The organism is Gracilimonas tropica DSM 19535, assembly GCF_000375425.1.
In the GTDB taxonomy this organism is placed as follows: Bacteria; Bacteroidota; Rhodothermia; order Balneolales; family Balneolaceae; genus Gracilimonas; species Gracilimonas tropica.
The window spans coordinates 532,922-555,263 of record NZ_AQXG01000001.1; the positions used below are offsets into that span (position 1 = coordinate 532,922).

Consider the following 22,342-nt stretch of genomic DNA (forward strand, 5'->3'; position numbering starts at 1 on the left):
GTTAATCCCTATGAACACACTTAAATTATTCCCCTTCCTCTTTGTCCTGATATCAGGAGCATGGATAGAACCACTCTTTGCACAATCTGGGGACCTGTTAATTTACGGTGGAAAGATAGTAAACGGTTCAGCAACAGAAGCTTATGAAGCCGATATACTAATTGAAGCTGATTCAATTGTGTTCATAGGAGAGATCAATAAAGATTCGGTTCATGCTGGAAAAGTCATTGATGCATCTGGCAAAATTATAACACCGGGTTTCATTGATATGCACGCCCATGGAGATCCATTGGCAACACCGGAGTTTCAAAATTTTCTGGCTATGGGCGTCACAACGATTCTTCTGGGGCAGGATGGTTCTTCAGTGACAGATGGCTCGTACCAGGAATGGTTTAAGGAAGTGACTCAGGCTCAACCCGGAATCAATATAGCTGCTTTATCAGGGCATGGGAGTTTACGAGGAAGAGCAGAGTTAGGAGAAGATGTTGAAGTCTTTGAACGAGATATCGAGACTATGCGAAAGCAATTGAGCCAAGATATAGATGCTGGCTCATTTGGATTAAGTCTCGGATTGGAATATGTGCCGGGTTTGTATGCCGGCCGGGAAGAACTCATAGGGTTGGCAAAAACAGTTGGTGCTCGTGATGGGCTTATTGTAAGTCACGTGCGAAGTGAAGACGATGCACGGATCGAAGCATCCTTGGATGAACTTGCTACATTAGGGAAGTATGCTCGGGTTCAGGTATCACATTTGAAAGTGGTTTATGGAAAAGGGGAAGACCGGGCACAACAAATTTTAGATCTACTTCATGATTACCGCTCGGATAATATTCAAATCTCGGCGGATACCTATCCTTATGCAGCCAGTTTTACGGGGATCGGGATCGTTTTTCCCGAGTACGCCAAGACCGAAGCAGGGTGGCAACAAGCCATGCAGGAGAATCCTGAGCTGCTTCGTGAGTTTCTTATTTCTAAAGTACAGCAAAGAAATGGTCCTGGGGCGATCTTGTTTGGAACTGGAAAGTATGCGGGTATGACCTTAGAAGAAGCAGCAGAAATGGAGAATAAAGCTCCTGTTGATCTTTTACTTGAAATGGGACCAAGAGGAGCTTCTGCGGCTCATTTTGTGATGAATGAAGCCCTTCAAGACCGAATTGCAATTGCCGGTCAGGTGATGATCAGTTCGGATGGAAGTCCCACGATGAGACACCCCCGTGGATATGGCAGTTTTGCAAAGATCATCCGTAAGTATGTGATGGAAGAAGAACGACTAACTATTGAGGATGCTATTCACAAAATGAGTGGATTGCCAGCTCAAACTTTGGGATTAACGGATCGTGGTTATTTAAAGAAAGGGTACAAAGCGGATATCCTGGTATTTGATCCTGCTAATGTACAAGATCTGGCTGATTTTGAAGATCCCCATCAACTGGCTAAAGGCTTTGATTGGGTGATCGTGAACGGAAAAGTAGCAAAACAAGATAGCTCGTTTTCCGAAGATCGATTTGGGATGGTTTTGAAAAGTAATTAGTGATCAGTTAATTTCTTTCTCAGTAAATCCTTTGTTTTTTCATCACAGAAAGCCGCTTCGATGGCGAATTTATTGACTTGCCTGAAATGCTCTTTTTGCCAGTCAAAATGCCTGTTCAATTTTTGATACTCTTCATTCAACGACACATTTGAGATCGCGCGCCCATCGGTATTTACGCTCAGTGAATTTCCGTTTTCGTAGATCTCATTGATGCGATGTTGAGCCACCGAGTCATAGATCCCGGTTTGAACATTACTGCTGGGACATACTTCCAGGTGTATATTTTTTTCTTTCAGGTCATCCAGCAATTTGAGGTCTTCAATACTTCTCACACCGTGTCCAATTCTTGAAGGATGAAAATTCCCCATAATTTCCCGAACACTTTCCGGTCCCCGGGCCTCGCCTCCATGAGCGGTGCAGTGAATTCCGTGTTCCCGGGCATATTCAAACGCTTTGATGTGATTGTCGATCGGGAGGGTTTCATCGGCGGCAATATCAAATCCTACCACGTTTGTACCTTTAAAATGCTCCACCAGCTTTACAGTCTCCATACTTTCTTCTTCCGAAAAATGACGAAGTGTGCAAAGTATGATTCTTGCCTCCACACCGGTTTTTTCAATGCCCTTGGAAGTGGCTTTATCTACGATTTTTACCACTTCTTCTGCCGACAGCCCTTCGTTTAAATGCTGAAGCGGAGCAAACCGAATTTCAGCATAGATCACATTATCCGTTTTAAGCTGCTCGAAAAGATCCAGCGTAACGGCTTCCAGCTGCTCTTTGGTTTGCATAATGGAGATCGGTTCCTGTGCACACTTCAGGTACTCTTCCAAACTGGCGCAATTCTCAGGAGCTATAAAATCCCGTTCGTATTCTTCTCTTGTAGTTCCCGGACGCAGCTTTTTAACAACCTCATAACTCAACGAGCAATCGAGGTGCAGGTGCAATTCTATTTTAGGGAGATTTGGGATATTCATAAATCAATCGTACTTAAGATATACATCATAACCAATGGCTTTCCTCTCTCTGATTTCCAGCAGAGCTGAAATCTGTCTCTCTCCAAAGAGAGACAAGTTCTTGCTTATGCTAACAGAGTGAGTGTGAATTTAGAACTTTAATAAGAGCAAGAATCTGTGTCCCTCCGGGAGGGACAGAAATATCAGTTTACTGATTTTTCAGGGAGGTCAGTCAACAAGAGAGCCATCAAAAGACCAAAACTACATTCGTAATTACATTCAAAAAAAATTAGTTTCCATGAAGAAACTAAGGCTTCAAACTTAACCAAATTCATGTCGAAAAAACTGCTTTATTTGCTGGATGGAATGGCACTGGCTTACCGTGCACATTTCGCTTTTATCAATAGTCGTTTAAAGAATTCAGAAGGTATTCCAACCGGACCTATTCTCGGTTTTGCCAATACGCTTGAAAAGATGCTGGAAGAAAAAGAACCCACGCATATTGCGGTTGCCTGGGATACGCATGAACCCACCTTCAGGCATGAAAAAGATGAAGAGTATAAAGCTAACCGACCTCCTCAACCTGAAGAACTGAAGATCGGAATTCCGCTGATCAAAGAAATGGTGGAAGCCTGGGGCATTCAGAATTTGCAGCAACATGGGTATGAAGCGGATGATATCATAGGTACGATCGCTAATGGTGCCAACGCGGATGATGTAGATGTGATGATGGTGACGCCCGACAAAGATTTTATGCAACTGGTGCACGATCACATCCACATGATGAAGCCGGATAACAACAATGGTGGATTTAACATCATAGACCGGGAAGGGGTGAAGGATTATTTCGGTGTGTACCCCGAGCAAGTGATCGATGTGCTGGCGATGATCGGAGATACTTCGGACAACATTCCGGGCGTACCTGGCATTGGGAAAAAAGGAGCGCCTAAACTCATCAAAAAGTACGGATCGCTGGAGGCCGCCATTGAAGATGCTCCTAATATTAAAGGAAAGCGCGCCAGGGAGGGTTTGACGGAATTCGGTGAGCAAGCCCTTCATGCCAAAGAAATGGTGACTATCAAAACCGATGTTCCCGATACACAAGATTGGGAGGAATTAGAGTGGAAAGGGCCGGATAAGAAAAAGCTGGGACTGTTTTTCAAGAAGATGGAATTCCGCACGCTCACCAAGAAATACCTGGGAGAACAAGGTCCCGTTGCTGAAAAGGAAGGCGATCAGGTAGATCTATTTGGATCGTTCAAAGAGGAAGCTGATCGACAGGAGTTAGATGAAGAAACGGTCAATTACACTTTGTTGAATTCCATCGAAAAAGTGAAAGGGTTGGTGGATGAATACAAAGACGAAGAGCATTTTTGCTTTGATACGGAAACCGACAGTGCCGATCCGGTAACGGCTTCGCTGGTGGGAATTTCACTCACGGCTACAGCGGGAACGGCGTATTATATTCCGGTAAATGTGGAAGACGGATTGGATGAGAAGGAAGTGATCGAAGCATTGCGGCCACTGTTCGAAGATTCGCATATTCTGAAGATCGCCCATAACTATAAATTCGATTTCATGATGCTGAAACGGGCCGGACTCGAGATCAAAGGCAATGCGTTTGATACGATGATCGCAGCTTATCTGATTGATGCCAATCAGCGGTTGAAGATGGATGAGCTGTCCAAAAGCTTACTGAATTACAAGCCGGTGGCCATTGAAGAACTGATTGGGAAAGGGAAAAAGCAGAAGTCGATGGCAGATCTCGCTGTTGAAGATGTGTATCTCTATGCCTGTGAAGATGCGGATATCACGCTGCGGTTGTATGAAATTCTGAGCGAGAAGCTGGAAGAAGATGAGTTGGTTGAAATAGCCTACAAGGTTGATTTTCCTTTGATGGAAGTGCTCGCTGATATGGAATTGAAAGGCGTAAAGCTCGACACCGATATGCTCACTGAGTTTTCAAAGGAACTGGAAAACGATCTCAAGGAACTTGAGGATGAGATCTACGAGAAAGCCGGAGAGAAATTTAATATCAATTCTCCACAGCAGTTGGGAACCATTCTTTTTGAAAAGATGGGCCTTCCTGCAGGTAAGAAAACTAAGACCGGGCAGTATTCAACAGCCGAATCGGTGCTAACGAAGCTGGCTCCAAAATACGAGATGCCGAGCCTGATCCTGGATTATCGTCAGCTTACCAAGCTGAAATCCACTTATGTGGATGCTCTGCCTGATCTGGTAGTTGAAGAAACCGGCCGCGTTCATACTGAATTCAACCAAAGCGTGGCGGCTACGGGTCGGTTGAGTTCATCGAATCCTAACCTGCAAAACATTCCCATTCGTACGGATCGGGGGCGGGAAATTCGAAAAGCATTTATTGCAGAAGAAGGCTTCAAGCTGATGTCGGCCGATTACTCGCAAGTAGAATTACGCGTGATCGCTCACATCGCCAAAGATGAAGCCATGATCGAAGCGTTCAAAAACGACGAAGACATTCATGCCAGAACAGCCAAGGAAATATTTGGCCTGGATTCTATTGAGGATGTAAATGCCGATCAGCGCCGCAAAGCGAAGGAAGTGAACTTTGGAATTCCTTACGGCGTGAGTGCTTATGGCCTGGCTTCCCGATTGGGTATTGAGAATGACGAAGGGAAGGAAATGATCGATCAGTATTTTGAGCGGTTTCCGAATATTCTGAAGTATATCAACGAGACCAAAGAATTTGCCCGTGAGCATGGCTATGTGAAGACGATGCTGGGTCGCCGGCGCTACATACCGGATATCAAAGCGAGCAACTGGAACGTGCGTGGATTTGCAGAACGAACTGCCATCAACATGCCCATTCAGGGAACAGCGGCCGATATCATCAAGCTGGCTATGATCGAAATTCACCACTGGCTGATCGATCAAAACAAAAAAAGCAAGATGCTGCTTCAGGTGCATGATGAATTGATCTTCGAGATCCACGAAAGTGAACTGGAGGAAGTGCCCGCGAAGATTGTTGAGCTGATGGAATCTGCTGTGGAGCTGGACGTGCCGCTTAAAGTAGAGTCAGGAATAGCCGGGAACTGGCTGGAGGCGCATTAACAGTTTTTCAGTGAACAGTAGCAGTTAACAGTGATCAGTGAGGTATTGCTACTTTTTTCCTCGCTCCATACGCCCTGCGTTAAGTACCCTTTAATCCAAGCTCTTCATAAACCTGAGTTGCTACCATTTTCCTCGCTCCACACGCTCTGCGTTGGAGCGGATTTTATGAAGCAGTGCTATACTCGAAGGAAGTGCCTTAATAGGGTATATTCTGAGTAAAGCTGTAGAGCGAGGTTGGAATTAAAATTTTAAACGTCATAATCTAAAACTACGTTCTCCACAAATTGTGTTCCAAAAGATGTTAATACTCCAACTTTTCTTTTAAAGGAATAACCGATAAAATGGATCGAATTTTCTATTTCATTCTTAATTTCATCAAGATCTTTATCATTTTCTAAAGGTTCATAAGTGTGGTTAGCTGCTAAAGAAAGTCCTGCTGGAATATCTAAAACCCCGAGTCGACTCAAATTATCAATGTAAGTTGGAATTAAATCAGGTCTTTTAATCTCAGTTTTTTTATGTAAGTGTGAATAATTCTTAAAAAGTACCCTGTATCCTAATTCAAAAGATTTACTATTTCCTAAAACATCCACTAACGGAAAATCTCCAGTTTTTGCCAAATGATTCAATACTACTGCTTCATCTGGTGTAATATTTTTTATTATTTCTACATACCCAGGATGAGCTTTATGTATAGTATCTTTATTCATAGCCGTTGCTAATAAGTTTGCATAAAGTTCTCTTAAATTTTTTTTATCCCCAGTAAATCTAAGAGCTTCAATTGCAGGACCTGCTACTTCAATTGGTGGGGTAGTTATATTTTCTTCTGGGACATTTTTAAGCTTTTGGGGAATTGTATTAATTATGAATTCTTCTATTCTTTCATAACCCCAAACAGCGACTTTGATAGGTGCTAATACGATATTTACAGTTTTGGCAATAGTCTCTAAAGATTGACCAACTTGTTTAGCTGCGGGTTGTATCGCATCCTGGTATACTGGAACAGATTCAACCAAACCTTTTACTGCATCTACTGTTGATTTAACCTTAGAATTATCTTCAGGTTCTGGACTTCCCATAATTGATGATCTTAAATATAAATATCAGTTGGTTAGTTATTAATGTATTTAGAGGAAGTGTAATTAACAACCTTAGTTAAATTAATAATTAATTCAACCTTGAAGCTCCTGCTTCCTATAAAGGTTGTTATCCTCGTTCCCAACATCCCTGTTGGCAACGCCATACCTGACCACCTGGTCCGAGTGGTAGTGGCAACTGAATTTTCGACTCATCCACCGGTTTTATAAAGCCTTTGTGGTGGGAGTAATCCCAAATCAGTAAATCAATGGCAATGCATATGCGCTTCTGACCATGTAGTACCAGCCGGGCAGTTTTGTGCATTTCCTGATGAAAAGTTAGCAGCTAACAGCCAGATGCCAAGGATGACTACAAGCACAAGTCCTATGACCCCCAACTTTGAGGAAAGCTTGGACTGATCTTTTTCCAGGCAACAATTCTTATACTTTTTGCCACTTCCGCAATGGCAGGGATCGTTTCGGTGTAATTTAGTAGCCATAATATCTGATCTGTTTAAAAGAAATGTGAGGGTAAAAGCTATGCCACAATTTATCCTATTGAGTTAGATTTCAAAACAGATCCTTAGAAAATTTCACTTCCCTGGCCATCCGAAAAAGGCTATACTCCATAAAATCAAACAAATGAATGAATAATGGGGATCCGAATATCTTTGAAGTTGCTTTTTATTGTCTCTTTGATCAACGGACTTTTAATAAATACTTCAGCATTGTGCTATGCTCAAGATATTCCGGTTTTGAAGGTCAAACCCGATCGCTCAGAACAAGTTGAAATCGATAAACTTATCAGTGAAGTGAGTTATACCGTTTTGGACTTGCCGGATCAGGAGTTTCTTCGTGAAGTACAGAAAGTGATCATGGATGACTCAGGCATTTATTTGTACGATGTGAGCAATAATGGGGAGCGACCTAAGATCTTTAGTTTCGCACCCGACGGTCGTTTTCGGTTTGTGTTGGATAAGCCGGGTCGGGGACCGGGAGAATTTGAGCGAATATATGACTTTGATGTGTTGAACAATTTCATTGTTCTTTCAACTCAAACTGAGATCAAGTTTTACGACACTTTATCGGGAGAGTATTCACATGCTTTCGATAAGCCGCGAACCGAGTTTATTCAAACTTTTGGTTTGATCAACGAGTCGTTACTTGTCTACAATGGAGGCCGTACAAGAAATAATACAGATAAACATCTCATCAAAGTCTATGATCTTGAAAAATCTGATAATATGTATCAGGGACTTCCATTTGAGGATCACGCTCTAAAGGGAGGGCACTCTTATCGGTATATTTTTAATTATCAGGATACCATTTCTTTGCTGCCTGATTATACCCGGACCGTGTACCGTCTGATCGAAAGCGGAGCTGATCTTGATCTTGTTCCGGCTTATTCATTTGATTTTGATGGCTATTGGGTAGATGAGGACCTTTTGCTTAATTCATACGATAATCGGGGGAGATTCTTTTCAGAGATCAATGATTACATTCACACTTTTGATGTATTTGAAACAGCAGGTATTATATATGTTACGTACAGGTTAGATGGAGAAGATTACACTTATATTTATGATAAAAGATCAGAATTCAGTATCAACATATCAGCATTTGAAACATCTCACGACGGCTGGCTGAGCACACCGGAAACGACATTTGAAAACCGGATCATTAATGTAGTCCGGGATTTTGAGTTTGCTGAATTGGATATTGATTGGAGTGAAACACTCACTGAAATCCTTTCAGATAAAGAAGAAAATGATCCGATTCTCATCATAGCGGATTTTAGAGTACAGTAAAAAGATAGGCCGGGCAGTTTTAACCTCGATCCAAAAAAACTGACAGTTATGCTTTAAGGATCTATTCGGTATTAAATGGGTGTGCCAGGTACTAATCTGTTTTCAATAGCTATACTTAGCCTGAAAAGAAAAATCATTTATAAATCCGGGAAGCCCCATCTTTGCTAATTTTTTGGAAAGTAAAATATTTAACCAGTTAGTTGAATGTTTTACGTTTGTGTTATATATTCAACCAAACAGTTAAATATAATACTATGTTAGATTCAACGCTTTATGCTTTATCGGACGCTACCCGCAGGTCTATTCTCGGAAGGTTGGCTCAAAAGGAATACTCAGTAAATGAGATTGCAGAACCATACGATATGTCTTTGGCTGCCGTATCCAAACATTTGAAAGTGTTGGAGAAAGCTGACCTGATCACTAAGAGAAAAGAGGGTAGAAGCTATAAATGCTGTATGAACTATACTCCGCTTAAAGAAGTGGAAAGTTTGATAAAGGAATACAAACAGTTTTGGGAGTCTCGCTTCGACGAGTTGGAGCATTTTTTGTCGGACAATGAACCTGATTCATGAAACTATCTTTAATAATCACATGAGGAATACCTATGAATGATAATTCAAGTCTTACCATAAAACGAGTTATTAATGCCAAACCAAAGGCCATTTTTGAAGCCTTAACGAATAAGAAGATCATGGAAAAGTGGTTCTATGCCGACCCGGAAGGTGTTGGCGCAACGGTCAGAACCAATGCTCATGAGGGAGGAACCTTCAAGATTGATATGCATGGTCAGAAAGAAACCTTTACTCATACCGGGGAATACAAAGAAGTAGTCCCCAATAAAAAGTTAGTATTCACTTGGAATTCACATGTTGTAGAGAACACATTGGTAACCATCACGCTGAATGAAACAGGTGAAGGAACGGAGGTAACCCTGGTACATGAATTTATGCCAAACGAGAAAATGCGTGAGGGCCACACCAAAGGCTGGAATGTTATTTTCGACCATTTGGATGAGTTAGTATCCAAAGAGGAATTATCAGTTAAGTAATAAGCCCAAATTAAGCCGGAAAATCAGATTTACTCAAGTCACATTTTATAAGTAAGCGCATTGATGTTCATTCCGGCACCAACAGAAGCGAATACCCAAATTCCATCCTTGTTGATCTCATAATCGGTTAGCTGGTCTTTCAGCATCAGGTCAAGCAGAGTGGGGATGGTGGCTACGGAAGAATTTCCCAACCAGGAAATGATCATTGGCATCACATGTTGAGGGATGTCATCTTTTCCATACAGTTTATATAGTCGTTCAATAATGGCTTGATCCATTTTGCCATTGGCCTGATGGATAAGAATATGGCTGATGTCCTCAATAGAAAGGTTACTCTTGTCAAGAGCTACTTTGATTGCACTCGGGACATTGCTAAGAGCGTATTGGTAAAGTTTACGGCCCTGCATCTTCAGGAAAATATCCCCCTTTTCGTGAAGGGCAGGATTATAGGATTTGTCCATATACAGCATCTCAGCATATATTTTGGTATCCGATCGTGTGCTATGGGCAAGAATTCCGGTTGGTTTTTCGCTTTTCTGTGCTTCCAGGATCGTTGCTCCTGCACCGTCGGCATAGATCATGGAATCTCTGTCATGTGGATCGATTACACGTGAAAGAGTTTCTGCACCGATCACCATAATTTTTTGGGCATCTCCGGATTTGATGTAATAGTCGGCCTGTATCATTGCCTGAAGCCAACCGGGACATCCAAACGGGACATCATATACGACCGTATTGGGATTCTCAATTTCCAGTTTATACTTAACACGAGATGCCAGACTTGGAACCATATCGGTTCGATTGGAGCCGTATTTAACATCTCCGAAATTATGGGCTACTATAATGTAATCCAGTTCTTCAGGGTTGATATTTGCCGACTTTATGGCTTCCACTGCCGAGAAATAGGCAATATCGGAAGTAACAAGGTCGTCGGTCACATATCTACGTTCCTCGATTTCTGTGATCTCAAAGAACTTCCGGATAATTTCTTCATTGTCTTTTTCGAGCTTTTTACCCGTTCGATCGAAAAACTCATTCTCCAAAAAAGCATCGTTTTTAACGCACTTTGTGGGAATATAGCTTCCGGTTCCTGTGATGATGCTGCTTATAGAACCGCCCATATTTTTTTACTTCTAATGATAGTGAGTGAATATAATACCTCAACCTAAAGCTTGAGATCATAAATTCAAACAATAAAATCCTTTTCAAACAATAAAAGAATATCAGAGCATTATTGAATCTCGATTCCGTACTTCTCCAACAAACCCGGCAGTCCTTGTAACGAAAATTTTGCTCCTTCCAGTTGGTTAAGCTCCGGATCAATGGAAAAGTTATAAGAAGTAGCCAGGTCTGCTTTTTGAAGCAGGGTAGCAGAGAATGTAGCTTTAGAAAGGTCACAGTTGTCGAAAACAGTTCCTTTTAAATCGGCTTGTGTAAGATCGACTTCCTGGAGGCTGCAATTTTTGAAGGTTCGATTGTTCAATTTCACCCCAAAGAGGGAGGAAAGGTTCAGGTTGCAGGATTCAAAATCAGCAGAGAAAGAGAAATCGTTGCAGGAATCAAATTGGAGTCCGATGAGTTTGCATTCTTTAAAACGGCAGTCTCGAATGGTAGTGCCGTAAAGTTTGGTCATGCTAAGATCACATCCCTCAAATTCACAATCAAAAAACCAAATTCAGATAGATCGGCCTTCGGAAACTTGCAGCTAATGAACCGGCAAAACTCATAATCCGCGAGTTGAATTTGTTCTTTAGAGAGATCCAAACCTTCAAAAGTTTGGTCAGCAAAGTAGTCCTTTGACGTTTTCATAAATGTGTGTGATTGGTTTCTAAAGCGAGAATGAAAGCGCTAGCACTTCCTCAATCTCTGTGCTTACCATTAAGAGTACTATTGCCCCGAGGAAAACCACCAAATGTAATCCTATGGTAAGTAAGAGATACATGAATCGATCAGACCCCATGGCTTTAGAAGCGTTATAAGCAGTGATGTTAAATGAAGCGAACCAAATCAACACATAAAATACTCCGAGAGATAATGTCAATATGGGCCAGGTATTTGTAAGGAAGAGGGGAAGCATCAGCGTTACAATAAAGAAATCAAGGTAAAAGAGGCTGGCGTAAAGATTCAGTGTTTGACTAATATGGTCGATATTTTTTGCGGGGAGGTGCAGCCAAAGAATAGCCACGACCTGAGTTAAGAGCACGATCAGAGTTCCTGCTGCAAAGAAGCTTCCTATGTTTGGGCCAACTAAAGCGAGAAAAGGGAAATGATGAAAGAAAGCTGAGACCCCGGCATCATTCAACAATATACCGGCTAAAATATAACTTACCATACCACCGAAGATCGCATGGGTCAACATCATCAACAGGGAACCGGTGGCCACACGTTCACGGTAGTGCAGAATGTCATCCACAAAAAAGCGATGAGCCAGAAAATAGCGTAGAATCATTGGACGAATGTAGGGCAGATATCTCATCTGCATGGCCAATGATCCCCAAAGAACAAGTAGTAACAAAACCAAAATATTCAACGAGGGACCTGGTGATTCGGGTTCCGGAAGGGGAAGAAGCCAGTTTCCTGTTTCAGCAAATTCTTTCAAACTCGCATCAAAAGCGGGGTAATTTTTGTTTAGGGAAAGCAACCAATCGGCGGGAAAAAAGAGAATTTGCCCGGATTTATTTTCCAATTTATTGGTAAACCAACGATCAAAATGTTGAAGCGTGTTTACGGGGTATTTTTTGAAATCAAAAAGCTCACCAAAAGCATCTGTCGGACTATCCATGGAAAACCACTGATCGTGGTTTACAAAATAAAGGGCGAGATTTGATTGGGATTTCAAGCTGGAAAGTATAGTCTCAAAGACTTTATTGAAAGACTCCGAATGTATGGCACTGTTTGAAAATATACCCAATCCTTCCAGTTCAGGTAAATTAGTCAGCTCGTCAGTGAGTTCAAGAAGCGTAGCTTGAATTTCATCTCCGGATTGAGCTACGCTGGTGGCCGTGAGATACTCAATGTTAGATCGAACCAGCAAAGTAAATCCCTGACCGGAAAGCTCATTTAGTTCTTGACGGTCTGCTTCCGTTGCAATTTCTATATATTGGATACCGTAATTTTGAAGAAGGTCAAGTTGCTGAGTGACTTGTTCCAATTCTTCTTCATCCGTTACCGTAACCCCAAGATAGGTTTGTGCAATGGAAGAAATTGAAAAACCAAACAACCAGAGAGATAAAAAGCCAAAGCAGAGATATGTTTTCTTTGCTCTCACTCAGGCCAAAACCTCAGCTCCGTAATATTCCGTAAGAGTCGTTTTTTTGATAGGACGAGCTATCAGCGTTGCTGAAGTAGAGTCGGTGACTTCAACTTCCACATAATCTCCGGGCTCAAAATCTTTGCGGTCAAATACGCACATTTTGTTAGTGTCTGTACGGCCACTCATTTGCTCATCGGAACGTTTACTGGTGCTTTCCACGAGAACGATGTGTCGATTTCCGATCTCTTCTTTATTACGGCGTTCCTGTATCTCCATTTGCTGTTGGATGATCTCGGTGAGGCGCCGCTTTTTGATATCCTCGGGTACGTTATCTTCGAATTTCCGGGCTGCCAGCGTACGCTCTCTTTCTGAATAAGCAAACATATAGGCAAGGTCGTATTCTACTTCTGCCATTAGGGTTAGTGTTTGCTTATGCTCTTCTTCGGTTTCATCACAAAATCCGGCAATAATATCCGTGGAAAGAGATATACCGGGAATAATGGATTTCATTTTATCGATGAGTTCCAGGTAGCCTTTACGGGTGTAAGGCCGACGCATACGTTCCAGCATGGAATCGCTCCCGGCTTGAGCAGGAATGTGGATATAATTACACAAGTTGGGACGCTCTGCGATCAGATGCAGCAGATCATCCGGGAAATCCTTTGGATGGGGAGAAGAAAATCGGAATCGTATTTCAGGATTTACTTTACTGGCTTCATCCATCAATTTGGTGAAGGTATTTTCGCCGTCAAGGTAAGAATTAACGTTTTGTCCCAAGAGAGTGACTTCTTTGTAACCTTCATCAGAAAGCTGCCTGATCTCTTTCAGGATCGATTCCATGGGGCGGCTGCGTTCCCGTCCGCGTGTGAAAGGCACTACGCAAAAGGCACACATATTATCACATCCCCTCATGATGGAAACAAAGGCATTTACTCCGTTTCCGGTGGTTCTGACAGGCGCTATGTCGGCATAGGTTTCTTCCAGGGAGAGGAGTACATTAACGGCTTTCCGGCCATCTTCAACTTCCTGTAAAAGATTTGGGATATCACGGTAAGCATCAGGGCCAACAACGATATCTACAAGATGTTCCTGCTCTATGATCTTGTCTTTAATGCGTTCAGCCATGCAACCGAGTACACCTACGGTCATTTCCCCTTTTTCCTTTTTAAGGGAGCGAAGTTCTTTGAGGCGATTCCATACTTTGGTCTCTGCATTTTCACGGATAGAACAGGTATTTACCAAAACTACGTCCGCTTCTTCGGCTTGATGAACGGGTTGCATGCCTTCTTCAAGCAGGATGGAGTTTACAATCTCCGAATCCGCAAAATTCATTTGGCATCCGTAGGTTTCTATATAGAATTTTTTGTCAGTCACTGCACTAAAATTTTGTGATGTTAAATATAAAAATTATTGCTTATCAGGGGAATCAGGCCAAACTGCCGGATGGTCTCTCCAGCTTGAGAGCAACTCGAGATCTTCTCCGTCGATCATGCCTTTTTCAATGGCTACATTCACCAAAGTTTTGTAGTCGGTGAGGGTATAAAGCTCCACATTGGCTTCTTTGAACCGGTCATTGGCTTTATCAAATCCATACGTAAAAATGGAAAGTACTGCATCCACTTTAGCTCCCACAAACTGTAAGGCTTCGATAACGGAAATAGCTGAACCTCCGGTTGAGATCAGGTCTTCGATAACTACTGTGGATTCTCCTTTCTTAACTCCACCCTCGATCTGATTTCCCATCCCGTGCGCCTTAGCTTTGGCACGCACGTATGCCATAGGCTTGTTGAGGTTAGAAGCCACCCACGCTGCGTGTGGGATTCCGGCTGTGGCTGTTCCGGTTATAACATCTGTGTTGGGAAATTTATCCAGAATGATGTTGGTAAACTCATTCTCGATCTTATTCCTGATCTCAGGATATCGTAAGGTGAGCCGGTTATCGCAGTAGATAGGGGAGTTCCAGCCCGAAGTCCACACAAAGGGTTCGTTTGGGCGAAGAACAACAGCATTAATGTCGAGCAAATGAGCAGCCAACTCACGTGCAAAAGAGGTATTGATTATCATAAGTCTTTGTAAATTCTATTTCTGGTACCGCTGCGATGAGTAAGTAATTAAGCCATCCCAAATAAGTTTGGCCAGACAAAAATAAGGGTTTTTAAGCAGAGAAGCGCATATAATCCGGCTAATAAATCATCCATAAAAATTCCGAACCCGTAGGGCAGTTCTTGCAGTTTTTTTATACCCAAAGGCTTCAAAATATCAAAGAAACGAAAAAGTATAAATCCGACCAGCAGGATGATTACGCGGTCTTCAAGTAAACCTGAAAATGGCAAACCAAGGAAAACCAGTGCCTGACCGGCCCATTCATCCATTACCAAAATTCCGGGGTCTTTGCCATATGTTCCTTCAAAATAAGCAGCAATCCAGATACATATTCCTGATGCTGTGAGAACGATCAACAGAACGGGCCAGATGGTAGATAACGTAAGTAAGTGGTATAGAGGGAACAGAAAGACGAGGCTGGCTGCTGTTCCCGGCATTTTTGGGAAAAGTCCGGTGTAGCATCCGGTTCCTAATAAAAATTTGAACGCATTCACTGGGCAGAAGTTTCTGAAGTTAAGATCGCTCGGTTCACCCATAGATATTCAAATCCGGAATAAACGGTAAGGACGGTTACAAACATCATTGCATAAAAAAGAATCCCGGAATTGAAGAACTGAGCAGCTGAATCGGCAAATTCTATATCAGCTTGTTTGAAAACTCCCAATAACAGAACACCATAGAGAAATACCATCTGGACCATGGTTTTGGCTTTGGCGGTAAATCGGGTTTCAAGGATGATCTCTTTACGATTGGTGTACAACCGGAGCGCGGTTACCATAACATCTCTTATCACGATGAGAGCCACAGCCCACCATGGGAATTGAGCAGCATCCAGAAAAGGGAGGCAGAAAAACCCGGCAAAAGTGAGAAACTTATCTGCCAAAGGGTCCAGAAATATTCCCAGCTTACTTTCCAGGTTGTAATAACGCGCAATTTTGCCGTCAAAAAAATCGGTGACTGCAGCTGTGGCAAAAACAGCGATGCTTAGAGAGCGCCAAATCAGTTCATCCTGAACATACATGAACAGAAAAATGGGCGCCAAAATAATACGTATTAAACTAAGTATGTTGGGGACGTGCTTCATTCACTAATATTTGCCCGTTAACTTACGGATGAATTTCTTTCATAACACGAAGGATTTTAAAGAAAAGAGGCCAATATTAAAGTGCAAGTATCAAGTTTATGTATAATGATAATTTGAACCTTGTAACCCGTTCCATGAATCTCCTGTAAATACCTGTGGAATTTGGGTATGTTAATGCGGAATTTAAACTCTATGAAAGTACAAATCATCTCGATCGGCAACGAACTTCTTATCGGTGACACCGTCAATACAAATGCAGCCTGGATGGGTAATTTTTTAACCGGACTGGGTTTTACTGTTTCTAGGGTTCATACTATTTCTGATGATCTTTCCCTGATCAAAGATACTATTTCCCAAGGGATGTCTGAAGCCGATTTTGTTGTAACTACCGGAGGGCTTGGACCTACCCATGATGACATGACCAAAAAGGCGGTTGCTGAATTATTTAGTTCTGACTATAAATTGGACAAGCGTACTTTGGATTACATTAAAGCATTGTTTGAAAAACGTAATATTCCTTTTTCAAAATCTAATCATGCCCAGGCTGAAGTTCCCGAAAGTGCCGATGTTCTGTTCAACAAAATGGGAACTGCCCCAGGAATGTGGTTTCATGAAAAAGGAGCGTATTTAGCAGTTTTGCCGGGTGTGCCCAACGAGATGAAATATCTTATGCAGGAGCGTGTAGCACCAAGATTGAGGAAGGTATTTGGAGAGTTGGAATACTTATACTCCCATTATATTAAAACCGCGGGAATTGGCGAGAGTACACTGAGTGACGAGATACTCGGAGACTTATCAGATCATTATAAATCGGGGATCAGTATGGCATATCTGCCGGCTCCGGGAGGTGTAACATTGCGGCTGAATAGCAGCGGTGCAAATAAGCAGGAAGCTCAAAAACAGTTAGAAATGCTTCGGGATGAAATTTACCGGAAAGCAGGAAAATACATCTATGGAGAAGGCAAAGATTATTCCATAAGTGAGTCAGTTGGAGACCTGCTGAAAGAAAAAGGATTACGTATAGCTGTTGCTGAAAGCTGTACCGGAGGAGCGATCGCCAATGCCTTTACCGATATTTCCGGAAGCAGTGATTATTTTGATGGCGGAGTTATATCGTATGCAAATCATGTGAAAGTAAAGCAGTTGGGCGTTTCCCAAGAAGATCTGGATACGGTGGGAGCCGTCAGTAAAGAAGTTGCATTGCAAATGGCTAAAGGCGTGGCTGAACAGTTGGATACAGAAATAGGGATATCTACAACGGGCATTGCTGGTCCCGGCGGGGGAAGTAAAGAAAAACCGGTGGGAACTGTGTGGATGGGGTTTTATCAAAAAGAAGGTTCACATTTTGCCATTAAAGCAATGTTCACTAAAGATCGTCTCATTAACAAAGAAAGAACCAAAATGACCCTCCTGGAGATCACCCGCCGCGAACTTAAAGGAATAGCAGAAATGCCTTACGATCTGAAAAAACAGCTTCCTTGAAGAAAGTAATTCTTGCACATATCGTTTTTCTGATGCTGGCCCTACCGCTTTCTGCTCAGGTTGTTGATTCCGTTGCTACAGACAGTTCTTCTGTTCAATTAGCAGATTCAGTTGTTACATCTCCCCGTGATACGCTCAAAAAACCAGAAAAAAAGAAACAGGAACCCGGTCAAATTTCTCCCTGGAAAGAACAAGCCGGAATCGGAACCACTCAAATCACCAACGACAGTTTACTGCGATGGCAAATATTACCCAATTGGGGAGATTATTATGCCTACCGGAAAGATGTGATCTCTTTTCGGCAAGGTACCATCGGCCGGGTTGATGCTTTTGATATTGGTGGTTACACTCCGATCGAACAAACCGTTGAAATGGAAGGACTTGTTCTCAATCATCCCTTAACCGGCTTGCCCGATTATAACCTGGTGCCTCACCGAAAGATCAAAAAGGTATATGAGGCTTATCAGGGGCATTTGGAGACCAAAATCCAACTCAGGGATTTTTATGTGGTCAAGCCGATCAGCTACCTTAATTATGATGAGGCCGGGGGAGATTACAGGAACCTGGAGTTCTTGGTTTCGCAGAATTTTTCTGAAGCCACTAATCTGGAGATCTCTTATTGGGATCGCAAAGGCGGCGGATATTACCCGAATAATGGCGTTTCCGGCAGCCAGGCTTTTGCGAGAGTGTATCATCACTTAAATGATAAATTCTTACTTCGGGCCATGTATCTGAGGAATCAAATGGATAGAAATGAATCCTTTGGGTACGTGGTAGGAGATCCTCTTGCGTTTACTTTTGATGAATTCACCTCGATTCCTAATAAAGCGTCTGCCAATTCGAAGTTTACCCGGTGGGATCTTGTGACCGGCATCTATCAGCGGGCTGACTCTTCTTCATCTGAAATTGGAGGCTTGGAGTTTTCGATCACTAAAAATAAAAGAGATCTCTTTTTTGCACCAGACACATTGAATCAGCATCTGAGAAGTTTGAATGGCCGGGCATTCAGGTTTTTTGAAATGGGAAAATTCAGGATTAATGCAGATCTCAGGTTTTCGCACCATTCTGCCTTGGAAAATACGCCGGTTTCAGTAAGCTCTTGGGTTGATTTGAAAGGTGAAGCCAAACTGAAGTATCAATTTTTACCGAAAGCTTCCATTTTTGCAGGGGCGATATATCATCAGCGGGGAGGTGACGGTTTCGGGTCTGAAATTTTCGCCGGGCTCACCACTTCCTTGTTTGATAGGATCTCGTTCAATACAACTGCGGCTTTGTACGACCGAATACCTTCCATACAGTCTTTGTATTGGAACCAGGGAAATTATGAAGGTAATTCCGGTTTATTGAACGAATCGGGAATGTCTATAACCGGAAAGTTGACTCTGGACGTATCTAAGAAGATAAAACTGGGTGGTTCCGGGCGGATCAAGTTCGGGGAAAATGCCACTTTTATTACGCCTGACAGTTCCTTTGCAAACAGCGGGAGTTTTACGGGGATCTCAGCTTCTGCGTTTGGCCGATTTGAGAATCACCGCTTTGAGTTTGAAACATCCGGTGTACTGCGGCAAAACCGTTACGACCAACCGGATACCCCATTAGCCGCACTCAACCATTTGGATTACATGGTTTGGATCCGGAATTCCGGTTTTATAAAAGGCTATGTTTTCGATCGGGCAGCATATTTGAAATTGGGTGTAAAAACATTGGTTTCTCCATTATATTATTCTTCCAGAACCTACAATACCGAACTTGACTATTGGCAAGGGAATAGCCAATATCAGCAAATACCTTCCTTTTTTAGGTTAGATGCGGAACTTTCGGCCCGGGTTCGTGGAATAATGGTTGTGATGCGATGGGAAAATGCTCTTGACGGATTAGGTCAGGCGGGGTACTTTGAGGCGGCCGGATTTCCGATGCCGCCCCGACGATTAATTGTAGGAATACGAGCACAATTCAGAAATTAATATGAGTTTAAAATACATTGTTAGAGAAGGTTTTACCGGAATTAAAAGAGCTAAACTAGCTGCTACCACTTCTATATTTTCGCTTTTTATTGCGGTACTTTTGTTGGGCATATTGTCTCGCGTGGGCTTCAATATCTATAGTCAGGCCATGTCTATAAAAGATATGATTGAACTTGAGGTCTTTCTTTTTGATGTTGATGAACGAACGACGGATCAAATCCGCTTGCAGCTACAGAACGAGGATTTGGTGGAAGAGATCACCTACATTTCTAAAGACAGTGCTTCCGCGGTAATGAAAAGAGAATTTGGATCCGGTGCCGAAGAGCTTGCAGAGTTGAATTTTCTGCCAGCTTCCTTCCGCCTTAAGGTAAATACGGATGCAGGTGCCGATCAGGTAGGGAATATGGCTTCACGTTTATCCAACATTCGGGGTGTAGATGAGGTGGAGTATAATGAAGCGCTGCTCAGAATGATGGAGTCGAACCTTAATACTTTTGCTATTCTTGGAGGTGGACTTGGCATTTTGATACTTCTTGCTGCCTTGATACTGGTTTATAATACTATTCGGTTGACGATCTATGCCAAAAGAGACCTCATTCGTGCGATGAAGCTGGTAGGCGCAACCAACAAGTTCATTCGCAGTCCATTTATCGTTGAAGGGTTGATACAAGGTATGATTGCAGGTTCACTGGCGATCCTTTCTGTATTCCTGATTTTTGAGTTCGCAATACCATTTTATCTTGCTGATCTTGGTACCTTGGAGTGGCCATTTGGTCGATGGTACTTTTTGGTGGGTGCTATGTTATTGCTATCCTTGATGATGGGATGGTGGGGAAGTCGCTGGGCTGCTCGTCGATTTATCAAAGAAACATACATTTCAAGTGATTGATCAAATACCAGGGAATGCTTCAATGGTAAAAAGGCAATTGCTCCATTTATCCGGTAATAAAAAACGAATAAACACAATATGAGTATGTTTAATATTAAAGTTGGAATTTTTAGTCTGTTTTTGGTTCTCATTGGGTGCTCAAGTTCTCAGCAAACCCTGGATAAGCAAGAGCCTTCTGCTGCCAAAAAAATGACAGGATTGGAGCAACTTTTTTCCAACTCGGATACTTTCACCAAAAACTTCACCGGCTTTATGCTTCTTAATCCGGAAACGGACAGCACCTATTTCCAACTTAATGCCGATAAGTATTTTACCCCCGCCTCCAATACCAAGCTGTTTACTTTTTATGCCGCTCTAAAAATGCTCCCTGATTCCCTTCCTGCTCTTGATTACGTTGTCAAAGGGGATTCTTTGATCTTTTGGGGAACCGGAGATCCAACACTGCTTCACCCTGATTTTGAGCAGGCTGATGTGATCAGTTTCTTGAACGAAAGCCCATATGAACTTTACTATTCTGATAACCACTATGAAGATCGGTTTTTAGGGCCCGGTTGGGCATGGGGAGACTATCAATATTCCTATTCCACAGAGAAAACCCCTTTTCCTATTTATGGGAATACCGTTAAGCTTGAATTTGAAGAGATTCGTCAGGTTAAGATTTCCGAAACCGAAAACGGAGAACTTGGAATCTATCCGAAGGTCTTTCGGGATAAGATAGAAGAAGTAGAAGAACGTCCGGGTAAGAAAGCGCCACTTATTTACCGGGATTTCAATGACAACACCCTGGAATATAAACCCGAATCCGATACAGTTAAGTGGACGGCAGATCGGCCTTTTCATTATGATCCATATTTGATCACGGAACTACTTAGTGACACTTTATCCAAAAGTGTTACGTACCTGGATATGATGAAGCCACAAATTACCACACGATTATATAGTATTCCAAAGGATACGGTTTTAGAAAGGATGCTGAAACCAAGCGACAATTTTATCGCAGAGCAGCTTTTACTAACCATTGCAGCAGAACATTCCTTACCGATGAATTCACGAACGGTCATCGAAACGGTCCGGGAAGAATATTTACAGGATCTTCCGGATGAAGCTGTTTGGATTGATGGATCCGGATTATCGAGATACAACCTTTTTACGCCGAGAAGCATGGTTAAGCTCCTTGAAAAGATCGATGAGGAATTTGTGAAAGACTCAACTTTATTCAGTTATTTACCTGCCGGTGGCAGATCAGGTACCATCGAAAATTGGTATGAACACCGGGAAGGAGGCGAGCCATATGTATTTGCAAAGACCGGTACTTTGAGTAATAACCATTGCCTTACCGGTTATATAGTTACACAGAAAGGAACTAAACTTCTCTTCTCCTTTATGAATAATCACTACATTTCATCATCAAGCCAGGTAAAAACAGAGATGGAAAAGGTACTATGGTATATCTATAATAATTATTGAGGGGCGATCAGGATTCTTTCAATTCTGCGATCTTTCCTTCCTTTTCCTGTCTTTTGCGGCACGCTTCTTTATCGGTACATGTGCCGAAGAAATGAAGGGAATGCCCGTCAATATCCATATCATGAATTTCGGAGAGCATGCGCTGAATCTCGCCGATTCGTGGATCACAGAATTCCAAAACGTGACCGCATTCTCTGCAAATGATGTGGTCGTGCTGTTGGTAAGCATAGGCTCTTTCATAATAGTATTGGCTCTTACCGAACTGTTGTCGCTGCACCAGGCCACACTCAACCAACAAATCGAGCGTATTATATACGGTGGCACGCGAAACTCGGGTTCCGGCTTCTTTCATCCGAAAAAAGATGTCATCGGCATCAAAATGGCCGTCGGCCGTATAAATTTCTTCCAGAACCATGAAACGTTCCGGGGTTTGCCGTTGGTTTCGTTCTTTGAGGTACGAACGAAAGATCTCTTTAACTAAGTGAACTGTATCTTCGTGTGCTGGATGTGCCATAAAATAAATTTGTTTGCCTTAATATACGAGTTGTAAACTTGCTTATGAAACCCGTGTTTTTGATTTCAAGAATATTATATTTG

21 protein-coding genes are annotated in these 22,342 nt (G+C 42.4%); 9 read left to right on the forward strand and 12 right to left on the reverse strand.

All coding sequences use genetic code 11. The features are described from left to right. Window positions 1-10 precede the first annotated feature (10 nt). Complete coding sequence (locus tag B151_RS0102455) at window positions 11-1,531, forward strand: N-acyl-D-amino-acid deacylase family protein (RefSeq protein WP_020402009.1); 1,521 nt, start codon at window positions 11-13, stop codon at window positions 1,529-1,531. Here the strand turns inward: B151_RS0102455 and add are convergent. Continuing rightward, window positions 1,528-2,505: an adenosine deaminase gene (gene add, locus B151_RS0102460; RefSeq protein ID WP_040516396.1), complete on the reverse strand. Its 978-nt coding sequence runs from the start codon at window positions 2,503-2,505 to the stop codon at window positions 1,528-1,530. The genes B151_RS0102455 and add overlap by 4 nt on opposite strands. A gap of 312 nt (window positions 2,506-2,817) precedes the next feature. Here add and polA point away from each other — a divergent pair, with 312 nt between their 5' ends. Next, on the forward strand, window positions 2,818-5,571 hold the full coding sequence (gene polA / locus B151_RS0102470) for a DNA polymerase I (RefSeq protein ID WP_020402011.1): 2,754 nt from the start codon (window positions 2,818-2,820) through the stop codon (window positions 5,569-5,571). Between the two features lie 248 nt (window positions 5,572-5,819). Here polA and B151_RS0102475 read toward each other — a convergent pair whose 3' ends face one another. Both B151_RS0102475 and B151_RS19835 read right to left on the reverse strand, forming a co-directional pair. Next, window positions 5,820-6,650, reverse strand: a complete 831-nt coding sequence (locus B151_RS0102475; protein WP_020402012.1) for a DUF4393 domain-containing protein — start codon at window positions 6,648-6,650, stop codon at window positions 5,820-5,822. 263 nt (window positions 6,651-6,913) lie between these two features. Then, window positions 6,914-7,147 carry an SEC-C metal-binding domain-containing protein gene (locus B151_RS19835; protein ID WP_071594668.1) on the reverse strand — a complete coding sequence of 78 codons (234 nt, stop codon included), beginning with the start codon at window positions 7,145-7,147 and terminating at the stop codon, window positions 6,914-6,916. A gap of 153 nt (window positions 7,148-7,300) precedes the next feature. Here B151_RS19835 and B151_RS0102480 point away from each other — a divergent pair, with 153 nt between their 5' ends. The 3 genes from B151_RS0102480 to B151_RS0102490 all read left to right on the forward strand — a co-directional run bounded on the left by B151_RS0102480 (window position 7,301) and on the right by B151_RS0102490 (window position 9,503). Further along, on the forward strand, window positions 7,301-8,455 hold the full coding sequence (locus B151_RS0102480; protein WP_020402013.1) for a 6-bladed beta-propeller: 1,155 nt from the start codon (window positions 7,301-7,303) through the stop codon (window positions 8,453-8,455). A gap of 254 nt (window positions 8,456-8,709) precedes the next feature. Then, complete coding sequence (locus B151_RS0102485; protein ID WP_020402014.1) at window positions 8,710-9,027, forward strand: ArsR/SmtB family transcription factor; 318 nt, start codon at window positions 8,710-8,712, stop codon at window positions 9,025-9,027. Between the two features lie 32 nt (window positions 9,028-9,059). Then, the gene (locus B151_RS0102490) at window positions 9,060-9,503 is read left to right on the forward strand and encodes an SRPBCC family protein (RefSeq protein WP_020402015.1); all 444 of its coding nucleotides are present in this window, start codon (window positions 9,060-9,062) and stop codon (window positions 9,501-9,503) included. Window positions 9,504-9,541: 38 nt separating this feature from the next. Here the strand turns inward: B151_RS0102490 and B151_RS0102495 are convergent, their stop codons facing one another. From B151_RS0102495 to B151_RS17750, 8 genes are all read right to left on the reverse strand, one after another. Then, entirely contained in the window at window positions 9,542-10,624 is a 1,083-nt protein-coding gene (locus B151_RS0102495; RefSeq protein WP_020402016.1) for a 3-oxoacyl-ACP synthase III family protein, read from the reverse strand. A gap of 110 nt (window positions 10,625-10,734) precedes the next feature. Then, complete coding sequence (locus tag B151_RS17745) at window positions 10,735-11,136, reverse strand: pentapeptide repeat-containing protein (RefSeq protein WP_020402017.1); 402 nt, start codon at window positions 11,134-11,136, stop codon at window positions 10,735-10,737. Further along, the gene (locus B151_RS19985) at window positions 11,133-11,312 is read right to left on the reverse strand and encodes a hypothetical protein (RefSeq protein WP_051069691.1); all 180 of its coding nucleotides are present in this window, start codon (window positions 11,310-11,312) and stop codon (window positions 11,133-11,135) included. The genes B151_RS17745 and B151_RS19985 overlap by 4 nt, the downstream gene beginning before the upstream one ends. A gap of 19 nt (window positions 11,313-11,331) precedes the next feature. Beyond that, the gene (locus B151_RS0102505; protein ID WP_157470647.1) at window positions 11,332-12,771 is read right to left on the reverse strand and encodes a hypothetical protein; all 1,440 of its coding nucleotides are present in this window, start codon (window positions 12,769-12,771) and stop codon (window positions 11,332-11,334) included. Continuing rightward, window positions 12,772-14,130 carry a tRNA (N6-isopentenyl adenosine(37)-C2)-methylthiotransferase MiaB gene (gene miaB, locus B151_RS0102510; protein ID WP_071594669.1) on the reverse strand — a complete coding sequence of 453 codons (1,359 nt, stop codon included), beginning with the start codon at window positions 14,128-14,130 and terminating at the stop codon, window positions 12,772-12,774. Between the two features lie 33 nt (window positions 14,131-14,163). Further along, a complete protein-coding gene (gene pyrE / locus B151_RS0102515) occupies window positions 14,164-14,820 on the reverse strand; it encodes an orotate phosphoribosyltransferase (protein WP_020402020.1) in 657 nt (218 codons plus the stop codon). 47 nt (window positions 14,821-14,867) lie between these two features. Next, window positions 14,868-15,353: a phosphatidylglycerophosphatase A family protein gene (locus B151_RS0102520; RefSeq protein ID WP_020402021.1), complete on the reverse strand. Its 486-nt coding sequence runs from the start codon at window positions 15,351-15,353 to the stop codon at window positions 14,868-14,870. Then, the gene (locus B151_RS17750; protein WP_083909849.1) at window positions 15,350-15,943 is read right to left on the reverse strand and encodes a CDP-alcohol phosphatidyltransferase family protein; all 594 of its coding nucleotides are present in this window, start codon (window positions 15,941-15,943) and stop codon (window positions 15,350-15,352) included. The genes B151_RS0102520 and B151_RS17750 overlap by 4 nt, the downstream gene beginning before the upstream one ends. A gap of 192 nt (window positions 15,944-16,135) precedes the next feature. Here B151_RS17750 and B151_RS0102530 point away from each other — a divergent pair, with 192 nt between their 5' ends. From B151_RS0102530 to B151_RS0102545, 4 genes are all read left to right on the forward strand, one after another. Continuing rightward, the gene (locus B151_RS0102530) at window positions 16,136-17,425 is read left to right on the forward strand and encodes a competence/damage-inducible protein A (protein WP_245550341.1); all 1,290 of its coding nucleotides are present in this window, start codon (window positions 16,136-16,138) and stop codon (window positions 17,423-17,425) included. Then, entirely contained in the window at window positions 17,422-19,389 is a 1,968-nt protein-coding gene (locus B151_RS0102535) for a hypothetical protein (RefSeq protein WP_020402024.1), read from the forward strand. The genes B151_RS0102530 and B151_RS0102535 overlap by 4 nt, the downstream gene beginning before the upstream one ends. A 1-nt stretch (window position 19,390) precedes the next feature. Continuing rightward, window positions 19,391-20,278: a cell division protein FtsX gene (locus B151_RS0102540; RefSeq protein WP_020402025.1), complete on the forward strand. Its 888-nt coding sequence runs from the start codon at window positions 19,391-19,393 to the stop codon at window positions 20,276-20,278. An 84-nt stretch (window positions 20,279-20,362) separates the two neighbouring features. After that, window positions 20,363-21,745, forward strand: coding sequence for a D-alanyl-D-alanine carboxypeptidase/D-alanyl-D-alanine-endopeptidase (locus tag B151_RS0102545; protein ID WP_020402026.1), 1,383 nt, complete (start codon window positions 20,363-20,365; stop codon window positions 21,743-21,745). 7 nt (window positions 21,746-21,752) lie between these two features. On the opposite strand, the gene B151_RS0102550 is transcribed toward B151_RS0102545, so the two are convergent. Then, on the reverse strand, window positions 21,753-22,259 hold the full coding sequence (locus B151_RS0102550) for a Fur family transcriptional regulator (protein WP_020402027.1): 507 nt from the start codon (window positions 22,257-22,259) through the stop codon (window positions 21,753-21,755). Window positions 22,260-22,342: the final 83 nt, after the last annotated feature.

Excerpts from the sequence above, each read along its gene's own strand:
- B151_RS0102540 (WP_020402025.1), top strand. The coding sequence starts at position 19,391 with ATGAGTTTAAAATACATTGTTAGAGAAGGTTTTACCGGAATTAAAAGA.
- B151_RS0102455 (WP_020402009.1), top strand. The coding sequence starts at position 11 with ATGAACACACTTAAATTATTCCCCTTCCTCTTTGTCCTGATATCAGGA.
- B151_RS0102550 (WP_020402027.1), bottom strand. The coding sequence starts at position 22,259 with ATGGCACATCCAGCACACGAAGATACAGTTCACTTAGTTAAAGAGATC.
- add (WP_040516396.1), bottom strand. The coding sequence starts at position 2,505 with ATGAATATCCCAAATCTCCCTAAAATAGAATTGCACCTGCACCTCGAT.
- B151_RS0102495 (WP_020402016.1), bottom strand. The coding sequence starts at position 10,624 with ATGGGCGGTTCTATAAGCAGCATCATCACAGGAACCGGAAGCTATATT.
- polA (WP_020402011.1), top strand. The coding sequence starts at position 2,818 with ATGTCGAAAAAACTGCTTTATTTGCTGGATGGAATGGCACTGGCTTAC.
- B151_RS0102475 (WP_020402012.1), bottom strand. The coding sequence starts at position 6,650 with ATGGGAAGTCCAGAACCTGAAGATAATTCTAAGGTTAAATCAACAGTA.
- B151_RS17745 (WP_020402017.1), bottom strand. The coding sequence starts at position 11,136 with ATGACCAAACTTTACGGCACTACCATTCGAGACTGCCGTTTTAAAGAA.
- B151_RS19985 (WP_051069691.1), bottom strand. The coding sequence starts at position 11,312 with ATGAAAACGTCAAAGGACTACTTTGCTGACCAAACTTTTGAAGGTTTG.
- B151_RS0102480 (WP_020402013.1), top strand. The coding sequence starts at position 7,301 with ATGGGGATCCGAATATCTTTGAAGTTGCTTTTTATTGTCTCTTTGATC.
- pyrE (WP_020402020.1), bottom strand. The coding sequence starts at position 14,820 with ATGATAATCAATACCTCTTTTGCACGTGAGTTGGCTGCTCATTTGCTC.
- B151_RS0102530 (WP_245550341.1), top strand. The coding sequence starts at position 16,136 with ATGAAAGTACAAATCATCTCGATCGGCAACGAACTTCTTATCGGTGAC.
- B151_RS19835 (WP_071594668.1), bottom strand. The coding sequence starts at position 7,147 with ATGGCTACTAAATTACACCGAAACGATCCCTGCCATTGCGGAAGTGGC.
- B151_RS0102485 (WP_020402014.1), top strand. The coding sequence starts at position 8,710 with ATGTTAGATTCAACGCTTTATGCTTTATCGGACGCTACCCGCAGGTCT.
- B151_RS0102490 (WP_020402015.1), top strand. The coding sequence starts at position 9,060 with ATGAATGATAATTCAAGTCTTACCATAAAACGAGTTATTAATGCCAAA.
- B151_RS17750 (WP_083909849.1), bottom strand. The coding sequence starts at position 15,943 with ATGAAGCACGTCCCCAACATACTTAGTTTAATACGTATTATTTTGGCG.
- B151_RS0102545 (WP_020402026.1), top strand. The coding sequence starts at position 20,363 with ATGTTTAATATTAAAGTTGGAATTTTTAGTCTGTTTTTGGTTCTCATT.